Origin of the sequence: Flavobacterium sp. (assembly GCF_003525665.1) — a bacterium.
In the GTDB taxonomy this organism is placed as follows: domain Bacteria; phylum Bacteroidota; class Bacteroidia; order Flavobacteriales; family Flavobacteriaceae; genus Flavobacterium.
Map to the genome: position 1 here is coordinate 1 of NZ_DQDX01000197.1, position 11,737 is coordinate 11,737.

The following is an 11,737-nucleotide window of genomic DNA, read 5'->3' on the forward strand; positions in this document are numbered from 1 at the left end:
ATAAGAGACAGACAATTTACCACAATCCACGCTGCGGAAAATCTAGAGATTGCTTGGCTTTTTTAGAAACATCCGATAAAAAATTTGAAATAATAAAATACCTCGAAACACCATTGACTTTTAATGAATTGGAAGAAATTATTAGGAAATTAAATTTAAATCCGATTGAAGTAATTAGAAAAAACGAAACCATCTGGAAAGAAAATTTCAAAGGAAAAGAATTAAGTGATTGTGAAATAATTCAGACAATGGTTGATTATCCAATTCTTATGGAACGACCAATTGTAGTTTACAACGATAAAGCAATAATTGCTAGACCATTAGAAAAAATAAAAGAGATTATTTAGAATAATTCAAACTTGTTTTTTTTAACAAACCTTTGTGATTCGTTGCTTAAACCAAAGTTTAAATTTGCAGTCAAATGTACAAAACATTTAAAAAAAATCTAATTTGATGAAAAACCTTAAATTCTTATTAACGATTGGCTTGTTTTTGAGCACGTTTTTAAATTATTCGCAACAGCAGCCACAAGGAGGCAAAGTTAAAGTAACTGGAAAAATTACTGAAAAAGCTACTAAATTACCATTAGAATATACTACTATTTCTTTGGTAAATACTACAACGAATAAAATCACTTCTGGTGGAATCACAGACGATAAAGGAAACTTTAGCTTTGATGCAACGCCTGGTAACTATAATGTAAAAGTAGAATTTATCTCTTTTAAACCGCTTGAAATCAAGAATAAAACCATTGCTGGAAATACAAATCTTGGTACAATTACCTTAGAAAGTGATGCAACTCAACTGGAAGACGTAGTAATTAGAACTGAGAAAACTACCGTTGAAATTAAACTTGACAAAAAAGTGTACAACGTTGGTCAAGATTTAATGGTTAAAGGTGGAACTGTAAGTGATGTTCTTGATAACATTCCATCGGTTTCTGTTGATATTGAAGGAAATGTAAGCTTACGAGGAAACGAAAATGTTAGAATCTTAATCGACGGAAAACCATCGAATGCCATTAATATTACTGAAGCTTTAAAATTAATTCCTGCCGATGCTATTGATAAAGTAGAAGTAGTTACCAATCCATCAGCGCGTTACGATGCTGAAGGTGGCGGTGGACTTTTAAACATCATTCTTAAAAAAGGAAAAACCAACGGTTTAAACGGAACAATCATTGGAACAACTGGTTATCCTGATAATCACGGTTTGAGTGCTACTGTGAATTTTAAATCGGAGGAATTTAATCTTTTTACAACTCAAGGTTACAACTACAGAAGTAATCCTGGAAATGCTTTTACAAACTCAGAATATTTAAATCCAGACGGTTCTACTAAAAGTTATGTAGATGAAACTAGAGATAACGACAGACTTAATAAAGGTTACAACGGAAATTTTGGTTTTGATTGGTTTTTAGACAAATCACTTACTTGGACTAATATTTTAAACTATAGAAAAAGTAATGGAGATAATCAAGACATTGTTTTTCAAGATAATTTTGACGCAAACAGAAATTATTTATACACAAGAAATCGTGTGAATGATGAAATTAGTGCCAGTGAAAATATTGAATACTCTACAAATTTCACTAAAAACTTCAAAAAAGATGGTCACAAGTTAACAATTGATGGTTCGTTTTCAACCAATAAAGACGATAACTCTGCATTAATTACAGATACTAGAAATGACGCAAGTACAGTAGGATTGGATCAAACCTTGAACAATCAAAAGCAAAATCGTAATTTGATACAAACTGATTATGTTTTGCCAATAGGTAAAAAGAGCCAATTTGAAGCTGGATATCGTGGTGACTTTTTAGAATTAGTAACCGATTATCAAGTTATTACTAATGGGCTTGTAGATGAAAATTTCACTAACACATTAGAATACAAAGAAAAAGTTAATGCATTGTACACACAATTCGGAACAAAATTCGGAAAATTATCGATGTTGTACGGATTGCGTTGGGAAGATTCTAATATCGATGTAAATCAATTACAAACTAACGATTTCAATAACAAAAGATACAACAACTTTTTCCCAAGTGCTTTCTTTACTTATGAATTTTCAGAAAAAAGTAGTGCTTCACTTAGTTATAGCAGAAGAATTCAACGACCAAGAGGACGTTTCTTAAATCCGTTTAGCGGACTTTCAAGCAACACGAACATCTTTGTTGGTAACCCAGACTTAGATCCATCTTTCACCGATGCATTTGATTTAGGATATTTAAAACGTTGGAATAAATTGACCTTGAACACTTCAATCTATTTGAATAAAACGACGGATTCATTTCAATTTGTTAGACGTGGGACTGGTGTAGAAGTTAATGATGTTGAAGTAATTCAAAGCACACCAATCAATTTAGCTACAGAATACAGAACTGGATTTGAATTTACTTTAAATTATTCTCCTTACAAATGGTGGAAATTAAACAGTAACTTCAACTTCTTTAGAGTAGAAACTCAAGGTGATTTCACTTATACTGATTTGGCTGGAGATGAGATTACTCAAAACTTTGATAATGTGGCTACAACTTGGTCAACACGTTTATCATCTAAAGTAAATTTACCTTACAAAATAGATTGGCAAACTAACTTAAACTACAACGGGCCACAAAATAATGCTCAAGGTAGAAGTTTAGGAGTTTTTGCAGCCAACTTAGCATTCAGCAAAGATGTATTGAAAGACAAAGGTACAATTGCATTAAACGTGAGCGATTTATTTAATTCTAGAAAAAGAATTATGGAATCAAATCTTGCTACGGTAAACTCTTACAGCGAAATGCAATGGAGAGAAAGACAAGTTACTTTATCATTTACTTACCGTTTCAACAAAGCTAAAAACGATAGAGAAAAACCAAAAAGAACACAACAAGACAATGGCGACGGAGGAGATTTTCCTGGATAGTCAACCATAAAAAAAGCCTCGAAATTATCGAGGCTTTTTTATTTTAAAAAACAATTAAGAATTACTCATCGTTTTTATTTCTTCTTTCTTTCAACAATTCTCTTGTTGCACCAAATATCCAATAGAACACAAAGTGAATTAAGAAAATCATTAACCAGAAACCAATCGTTAAAATGGTTAAGAAAAGTAAGAAACCTAAATACTGTTGTAAAGTAAACATAGTTTTTCCGGAATTTATTGTATACTCGTCAAAGGTAATTGATATATTTCTAATCACAAATAAATAGTTGCAAATATTTCAACAATGTTATTAAGAATTGATTTTACTATAAAAATCCTCTTGTATTTCGTAAATTTGTAACAAACCAATTTCTAATGAAAGTTACCAAATTATTCAAAGATTTTTTTGAAAGCGAAAAAGCTGGTGGATTTACATTAATAATTTGCACCATAGTTTCTCTGTTTATTGCAAACTCGTTCTTAAGCGAAAGCTACCTACATTTTTGGCACACACAATTTGCTGGACATAGTATTGAACATTGGATAAACGATGGTTTAATGACCATTTTCTTTCTATTAATTGGTTTAGAATTGGAACGCGAATTATACCACGGAGAATTATCATCCGTTAGAAATGCTTTATTGCCACTTTCGGCTGCAATTGGCGGAATGCTTGTTCCTGCTGGATTGTATTTATTTTTAAATTATGGCGAACACACACAATCGGGATTTGGAATTCCGATGGCTACTGATATTGCTTTTGCATTAGGAATTTTATCGCTTTTAGGAAATAGAGTTCCGCTTTCGCTAAAAGTATTTCTTACCGCATTAGCCGTAATTGATGACTTAGGTGCCATTTTGATTATTGCCATTTTCTACACCAAATCACTTATTTGGACCAATTTAATAATCTCACTTTCCATCTTTGCATTGCTTTGTGTTTTCAATAGAATGAAAGTTCGAAATCTAATTCCTTATCTAGTGGGTGGCGTTTTTATGTGGTATTTTATGCTCAATTCTGGAGTTCATGCAACCATAACTGGAGTTTTATTAGCATTTGCCATTCCTTTCGGAAATGGTGACGAGAAATCTACATCGTATATTTTACAACATGCCTTGCATTATCCGGTAGCGTTTATCATTTTACCGCTTTTTGCTTTGGCAAATACTGCAATTGTTGTTAATAGCGATTGGCATTATGCGTTAACTCATCATTACACTATCGGAATCGCATTAGGTTTAATTGTCGGAAAACCAGTTGGAATTTTTCTATTTACCTATCTTTCAACGAAATTAAAAATTTGCTCTTTACCAGAAGATCTAAATTGGAAATCCATTATCGGAGTGAGTTTTATGGGCGGAATCGGATTTACAATGTCCATTTTCATCACACTCCTCGCTTTTTCAGATGCCGAACATATCGATAATTCTAAAATCATGATTCTAGTTTCATCACTTTTAGCAGGATTGATCGGATTTTTATATTTGAAATTTGTTCTGAAAAAGGAAAACGATTAATACCATTTTCGTTTTTTGAAATAAATAATCATGGTTACCAATAACAAAAGCATGCATCCAAGAATGATGAAATAGCCGTATTCCCAATGAAGTTCGGGCATATTGTCGAAGTTCATTCCGTAAACGCCAACAATAAATGTTAGTGGCATAAAGAAAACCGAAACTACAGTTAACGTCTTCATCACTTCATTCATTTTGTGCGTTTGAGTCGAAAAATAGAAATTGGACGCACTATCTAAACTGGTTAAATCGTATTCAATTTGCTCCAACAACTCCAAACTTTTTTGATGTAATCTAACAAAAAACGTATAATTGGAAGTTTCAATCGCATTAAAAACGATATCGTCTTTCATACTTTTTATCGAATACAAAGAATCGCGTAGCGGAATTATAGAACGTTTTAAGAAATTAAAATTATCCCGATGCTTCTCAATTTGTTCCAATATCGCCGGATTGGTACTCGTTTTAGATTCATCAATCAACGTTTCTACTCTATCTTCTTCATTTTCAATAGTAATGTAGAAATTTTCCATTATCGCATCGAGAAGTAAATACAATAAATAATCGGCTTTTTTATCACGTACAATTCCCGAATGCGTTCTGATGCGTTCACGTAAATGCGTAAAAAAATCACTTCTTTTCTCTTGAAACGATACTAGAATTCCGTTTTTCAGAATAAAACTTATTTGTTCAACACTTATGTTATCTGAGTTTTCAATTGGTAAAAGCGATTTAATATTGAAAAATAAAATTTCGTGGTATTCTTCTAGTTTTGTTCGTTTGGTAGTATTCAATATATCACCAAGCATAAAATTATCAACTTTCAAATAATTTCCGATTGATTTTATGACTTCTACATCATTCAATCCGTGAATGTTAACCCAATTTACTTTAGTTAAATCAACGTTTTTTTCGATGTTGCTCACATTTATTTGTTCATATTCGGTGATGTCATCTGTATCATAAACAAACATTTGTATTTCTGTATCTACACTTTTATGACTTCCGGTGTAATCGAAAAAACTGGGTTGTACTTTACGTCCTTTTTTATATTTGATTTTTCTCACTGCTTCGAAATTTTTTCTAAATTTATAAATAATTATTTTTTAAAAAGTATTTTTACTGAAATTTAGTTCATGACAACCTTAATCACCAACATACAAGAATTACTTCAAATTAGAGCTGCCGAAATTACTAAAGTTTCTGGTTCAGAAATGGCACTTCTTCCTTCGATAAAAAATGCATTCTTATTAATTGAAAATGATATCATTGCCGATTTTGGTTTAATGGAAAATTGTCCAGAAATCAATGCCGATGTCGCGATTGACGCAACCGGAAAAGTAGTTTTGCCAACTTGGTGCGACAGTCACACGCACATCGTTTATGCTGGAAATCGAATTCAGGAATTTGTAGATCGCATTAACGGATTGACTTATGAAGAAATTGCCAATCGCGGTGGCGGAATTCTAAATTCGGCTAAAAAACTCAATGAAACTTCAGAAGAAGAACTATACAACCAATCGAAACTCCGCCTTGAAGAAGTGATGAAACAAGGAACTGGAGCAGTCGAAATAAAATCGGGTTACGGATTGACCGTTGATGGTGAAATCAAAATGCTTCGTGTTATAAAGAAATTAGCCGAAAATTATCCTATAAAAATCAAAGCTACTTTTCTTGGCGCGCATGCTTTTCCCAGTGAATATAAAGAAAATCATTCGGGTTATATCGATATGATAATCAATGAAATGTTACCCAAAATTGCTGAAGAAAATCTTGCCGATTACATCGATGCCTTCTGCGAAACTGGCTATTTCTCTGTAGAAGAAACCGAAAGAATTATGGAAGCTGGAAAAAAACACGGACTGATTGCCAAAATCCACGTTAACCAATTCAATGCCATCAACGGAATTGCCGCGTGCGTAAAACACAACGCACTTTCGGTAGATCATCTAGAAGTTGTAACGGATGAAGATATTGAAATTCTAAAAAATTCAGAAACAATGCCTGTGGCTTTGCCATCGTGTTCTTACTTTATTAGCATTCCGTACACGCCAGCAAGACGCATGATTGAAAAAGGATTACCATTAGCATTAGCCACCGATTTCAACCCTGGAACAACACCATCAGGAAACATGAATTTTGTTGTAGCAACAGCTTGCATCAAAATGAAAATGACGCCAGAAGAAGCCATAAATGCTGCCACAATAAACGGCGCATACGCTATGGGAATTTCACAAACTCATGGAAGTATCACTAAAGGTAAAAAAGCCAATATCATTATAAGTAAAGAAGTTACCTCGTTTTATCAATTACCTTATTGCTTTGGAACTGATTTAATTGATTGTGTTTTAATTGATGGGAGGATTGTGGAATGAATTTATGAATTTAGGATGACTAAATTCTACAAAAGTTGTAATTAATAGTAAATTTTTGTATGAACAATATGTTGTAACAAACTAGTTTTAAACCGTGCTAAAAAATGTCTAAAATGAAAAATATTTTATTGATTGGATTTGTTTGTTTATTAATGTTTTCATGTAAAACCAAAAAAGAAATAATATTTGCTGAATCAAAATTTATTACAGATTCAATTTATAGTGTATATTTAAAAGAATACAGAAAACATAATGTTTATCTACCTAAAGATTTTAGTTTAAATAAAAACTATCCAATAATTTTTGCAACTGATGGAGGAACTTCCATAACTGATAAAAAAACAGAATTGGATTCACTGATAAATAAAAAGATTATTAAGCCTATTATTTTAATTGCAAGTTTCTCGAATAATAAAATTGCTGACAGTACAAGCACAACTCTCGGAAATGGGAAAAAAGTTTATTTAAATTACAGAAATTTTGAATATGTAGATAGAAAACCAATTAGAGAAGAAGTGTCATTAATAGTTGATAGATTTAAAAATCATAAATCATATTTTATAAATGAATTGCTCACCAAAATCGAAAAAAAATATAACCAAAAAGGCAAAAAACAAAACAGATATTTTTTTGGTGTTTCTAATGGAGCTGGATTTGGGATAAGTTTACTAAATAGTAATCCCGAATTAATTGGAACATATTTCTGTTTTTCAGCTTTTGGTGGTGATGTTCAAACAAACGTATGGAATAAAAAAAAAATATATCCAAACTTGTTTTTAAGATACGGAAGTGAAGAACCATTCTTTTTAAAAGAAGAGGCAGAACATTTAAACTCAAAATATGCTGAGTCAAATTCAATCATTGATGCAAAACAATTTGAGGGTGGACATAGCAATAAATATTGGAAAAATGAATTTATTGAATTAATATGTTTGACAATGAAAATCAAATAAAGTTCAGCTTGAATTATTATTTAACAATAATATAGGTTTAAGGCCTATTTCAAGTTTGATATATATTTAAAAATTAGTGTTTAACCCTAAATTTTAATCTTTTTTAAGCTTAAAATTGACTCATTGAGAAACATCTATAAAATTAAACCCACAAAACCTTCATCCCAACAATTAACGAATTCTTAAGTTAAAAAACTTTAACCTCCATTTTAATTTCTTAACTTTGGTTAAAATAAATTTTATGAAAAAAGTAATCTTAATTGCAGTAGTTGCATTTGTAATTGTTGTGGCTTGTAAATCGGGAACCGATACTAAAGCCAATGTGCTAACGATAAATCTAGAACCTAAAAGCGGAAGTACCGTAACCGGAACGGCAACATTTACGGAAAAAAATGGCGTAGTTTCATTCGAGGCAAAAATGACCGGATTGAAACCTGGAGTTCACGCGATTCACATTCATGAAAAAGCAGATTGTTCGGCTGCTGATGCTACTTCAACTGGTGGACATTGGAATCCTACCTTCAAAAAACACGGAAAATGGACCGATACTGAACATCATAAAGGCGATATCGGAAACTTTACTGCCGATGCCAACGGAAACGGAACCATCACTTTAAAAACCGACGAATGGTGTATTGGTTGTGGTGACGAAACCAAAGATATTTTAAATAAAGGTTTGATAGTTCATGCCAATCCAGACGATTTTGTTACTCAACCAACAGGAAATGCTGGCGGAAGAGTAGCTTGTTCTGGAATTATAAAATAATACTACTTGGAAGAAAAAGATCATTTATATTTTAAAAATGCTCAAGAATGGCGCGAATGGCTGCACGAAAATCATACTTCTGCAACTAGAGCGTCATTACTGTTTTATAGAGTTTCTAGCGAAAACGAAAGCATGCGTTGGGAAGAAGCCGTGCAAGTTGCCATTTGTTATGGTTGGATTGATTCAACTGTAAGACGACTTGATGAAGAACGCCGCACGCAAATGTTTACGCCACGAAAAGACAAAAGTGTTTGGAGTAAACTCAACAAATCCTACATTGAAAAACTACTTCAGGAGAATTTAATACACGAAAGTGGTTTGAAAAAAATTGAAACCGCGAAGAAAAATGGCTCGTGGGAATCACTTGACGATGTTGAAAATTTAGTACTTCCTAAAGATTTACAATTGGCATTTGAACAAAATAAAATTGCCTTTGATAATTATCAAAATTTTAGTCCATCGTATCGAAAGAGCTATCTTTATTGGTTAAATCAAGCGAAACGCGAAGAAACACGAAACATTAGAATTGCAGAAATAATCAAACTTTGTGAAGCAAACATAAAGTCTAGACCATAAAAACTTAACTTTAATACTGTTTTTCTCAAACAAAAAAACATAGCTTTGCATCTCAAATAAAAGCTATGATTAATCCTTCGGCAAATGGCTGGATAGACAAGTATTTCTATGAACAAAAAAATAGGTTCATCAGCTCGCCTATTGAGGATTTATCACTGTACAAAAACATCAGAAAAACTGGTTTTATTTACGGACACATCATTGCCATAAATGAAAATCCAGAAATAGACATGACCGGTTGGAAAACCGATGAAATATCGAAAGTAGCCTTGCTAAAAACACTTTTTGATATGTATTGCTTTACAACAAATCAGTCGGATGCTGTTGATTTTATTGCCAAAGCGGTTTCGTTTTACAAAGAAATGACACCAAAAGGTTTCGGATTTCTAAACAAAATTATGCCTTCATCGGCTAGTTCTAAATTGGAAAATCTTATTGATGAACGCGTCCAAACCAACAAAGACATCATTAGCAAAAACTTCTCGCATATTGTTACTAATGCACTTTTGTTTGTAGATGTTTTGGCTTTTCGTCATTATTTAACTCATGGTTCTATTCCAGAAAAGTATTTGAAACGTATAGAAGAAACCATTATGAGTTTGGTTTCTTTGGCTTTACAAGTTAAAACTGAAAAATCGCAACACGATGATTTGCTTATAAAATTATTTGAAGCTTCGGTTCGTTACACCAAATTTTCTAAAGTTAGTATTCAGAATTTAGAAGATATGCCTTTGGATTATTTTAAAGACGATTTAGAGAAGTTTTATCTAATCGATTTGGTTTGTATCACACTTTGGAACGACGGAAGAATTGAAAATGAAGAGTTGTATTTCTTGTACAAATTAGCAGAGAAATTTGGCGTTTCAGAAGTATTTGCTCATGAAACTGCAGTTGATACCAACGATTTTATTTCGAAACATAAACCAGAAATTCAATACTTTAATTATTCCAATCCGGTAAAACATTTTTACGATCAAACGTCAACTGGAGTTCAGGTTTTGATTACTCGAAATAAAAAACGACTGATAAAAGAAATCTCGCAAAGTAAAGAATTGATGCATCTTTTGGCCAAATCAACTTCTAAAGATTTGAGTCCAGAAGAAAAAAAGAAAGTAAAAAAACAGCTGCTCGACATTTGCAAAAGCATACCGTCGCTAACTATCTTTTTACTTCCTGGTGGCGGATTATTATTACCACTTTTAGTGAAATTTATTCCGCAATTATTACCTTCTGCTTTTAATGAAAATCTAGACGATTAAGTAGCAAAATACAACTGATGCACTTCGTCTAAATCTTTATTACTGCTGAAATTTACATTCAAATCGGTTACATAACCATCATTCAATCCGTAAACCCAACCATGCAACGTTAAATCTTGTCCTTTCTGCCAAGCAGATTGCACAATGGATGTTTTTGCTAAATCTAAAACTTGTTCTCTAACGTTTATTTCTACAAATTTATTGAAACGCTCTTTTTCGTTTTCTACGGAGTCCAATTCATTTCTATGCAAACGATATACATCTTTAATATGTCGTATCCAGTTGTCAATAATTCCGATAGAATTGTTTTCCATGGCAACTTTAACTCCGCCACAACCATAATGTCCACACACAATTACATGTTTCACCTTCAATACATTAACTGCATAATCGAGTACACTCAACATGTTCATATCACTGTGAACGACCATGTTAGCAATATTTCTGTGAACAAAAACATCTCCGGGTTTTCCACCAACAATTTCATTTGCAGGAACGCGACTATCAGAACATCCTATCCAAAGCAATTGCGGATTTTGTCCTTTGGCCAAATCTTTAAAAAACTCAGGATCTAAGGCTAATTGGTTCTCAACCCATTTTTTATTGTTGTCCAATAACTTTCTATAATACTCGCTCATAATTTTTTATAATAATCAAATGTAAAAAAAAACCACCAATTTGTTAATTGATGGCTATTAAATTTTAGTGTCTTAATTCTGCTATAGAGAAATCAGGATTATTTTCATCTCTAATGTATTCAACATCATCGTAGAAAGTTACTTCACCAGTTTCGATATTGTGCATCGCTCCTATTATTCCAATTTCGCCATTTTCTACCATTTGCTCCAAGATGAAACTTCTTTCGATAATGTTTTTTACACTTCGTTTTACATTAATTTCAGCAACATTTTCAACGAAAGTTCCGTTTTTCGAACTTCTATCTTCCAAAGTTTCTTTTTCTTGATAAACTGCTGGTTGAATTTTAGATAATAGTTCGGTTAAATTACCCATTTCTACATGGTCGCACGCACCTTTTACAGCACCACATTTACTGTGACCTAAAACTACAACAAGTTTAGAACCAGCTACTTTACAAGCAAACTCCATACTTCCAAGAATATCAGTGTTTACAATATTACCAGCAATTCTAACAGAAAAAACATCACCCAATCCTTGATCGAAAATCAATTCGGCAGAAGTTCTACTATCAATACAACTTAAAATAGTTGCAAATGGCCATTGACCGTCACGAGTATCATTTACTTGTTCTAGTAAATCTCTGTGGGCTTTTAAATTATTTACAAATCGGTTATTTCCTTCTTTTAATATTTCTAATGCTTTTCTCGGTGTGATTGAAGCTTGTAATTCTTTATTTAAAGT

The 11,737-nt window shown here is 32.3% G+C and carries 12 protein-coding genes; 8 read left to right on the top strand and 4 right to left on the bottom strand.

Annotated elements, in window-relative coordinates:
- Positions 1–14: 14 nt before the first annotated feature.
- Both arsC and DIU01_RS13915 read left to right on the top strand, forming a co-directional pair.
- Positions 15–347 carry an arsenate reductase (glutaredoxin) gene (gene arsC, locus DIU01_RS13910; RefSeq protein WP_290835486.1) on the top strand — a complete coding sequence of 111 codons (333 nt, stop codon included), beginning with the start codon at positions 15–17 and terminating at the stop codon, positions 345–347.
- Between the two features lie 106 nt (positions 348–453).
- Complete coding sequence (locus DIU01_RS13915) at positions 454–2,910, top strand: outer membrane beta-barrel family protein (protein ID WP_290835454.1); 2,457 nt, start codon at positions 454–456, stop codon at positions 2,908–2,910.
- A gap of 61 nt (positions 2,911–2,971) precedes the next feature.
- Here DIU01_RS13915 and DIU01_RS13920 read toward each other — a convergent pair whose 3' ends face one another.
- Complete coding sequence (locus DIU01_RS13920) at positions 2,972–3,130, bottom strand: hypothetical protein (RefSeq protein WP_290835456.1); 159 nt, start codon at positions 3,128–3,130, stop codon at positions 2,972–2,974.
- A gap of 155 nt (positions 3,131–3,285) precedes the next feature.
- Between DIU01_RS13920 and nhaA the strand changes: the two genes are divergently transcribed.
- On the top strand, positions 3,286–4,428 hold the full coding sequence (gene nhaA / locus DIU01_RS13925; protein ID WP_290835458.1) for a Na+/H+ antiporter NhaA: 1,143 nt from the start codon (positions 3,286–3,288) through the stop codon (positions 4,426–4,428).
- Here nhaA and corA read toward each other — a convergent pair.
- Complete coding sequence (gene corA, locus DIU01_RS13930) at positions 4,425–5,495, bottom strand: magnesium/cobalt transporter CorA (RefSeq protein WP_290835460.1); 1,071 nt, start codon at positions 5,493–5,495, stop codon at positions 4,425–4,427. The two genes, nhaA and corA, sit on opposite strands and share 4 nt — an antisense overlap.
- A 69-nt stretch (positions 5,496–5,564) precedes the next feature.
- Here corA and hutI point away from each other — a divergent pair, with 69 nt between their 5' ends.
- From hutI to DIU01_RS13955, 5 genes are all read left to right on the top strand, one after another.
- The gene (hutI, locus tag DIU01_RS13935) at positions 5,565–6,803 is read left to right on the top strand and encodes an imidazolonepropionase (protein ID WP_290835462.1); all 1,239 of its coding nucleotides are present in this window, start codon (positions 5,565–5,567) and stop codon (positions 6,801–6,803) included.
- Between the two features lie 113 nt (positions 6,804–6,916).
- Positions 6,917–7,756 (top strand): alpha/beta hydrolase-fold protein, encoded by an 840-nt coding sequence (locus DIU01_RS13940; protein ID WP_290835465.1) that lies wholly within the window; start codon positions 6,917–6,919, stop codon positions 7,754–7,756.
- A 241-nt stretch (positions 7,757–7,997) separates the two neighbouring features.
- The gene (locus DIU01_RS13945) at positions 7,998–8,522 is read left to right on the top strand and encodes a superoxide dismutase family protein (RefSeq protein ID WP_290835467.1); all 525 of its coding nucleotides are present in this window, start codon (positions 7,998–8,000) and stop codon (positions 8,520–8,522) included.
- A 6-nt stretch (positions 8,523–8,528) separates the two neighbouring features.
- Positions 8,529–9,098 (top strand): YdeI family protein, encoded by a 570-nt coding sequence (locus tag DIU01_RS13950; protein ID WP_290835469.1) that lies wholly within the window; start codon positions 8,529–8,531, stop codon positions 9,096–9,098.
- 65 nt (positions 9,099–9,163) lie between these two features.
- Positions 9,164–10,357 carry an LETM1-related biofilm-associated protein gene (locus DIU01_RS13955; RefSeq protein ID WP_290835471.1) on the top strand — a complete coding sequence of 398 codons (1,194 nt, stop codon included), beginning with the start codon at positions 9,164–9,166 and terminating at the stop codon, positions 10,355–10,357.
- On the opposite strand, the gene can is transcribed toward DIU01_RS13955, so the two are convergent.
- Together can and DIU01_RS13965 are read right to left on the bottom strand one after the other, a co-directional pair.
- Entirely contained in the window at positions 10,354–10,995 is a 642-nt protein-coding gene (can, locus tag DIU01_RS13960) for a carbonate dehydratase (RefSeq protein WP_290835473.1), read from the bottom strand. The two genes, DIU01_RS13955 and can, sit on opposite strands and share 4 nt — an antisense overlap.
- Positions 10,996–11,059: 64 nt before the next feature.
- Positions 11,060–11,737, bottom strand: a 678-nt coding sequence (locus DIU01_RS13965) for a carbonic anhydrase family protein (protein WP_290835475.1), incomplete at its 5' end; no start/stop codon positions are given.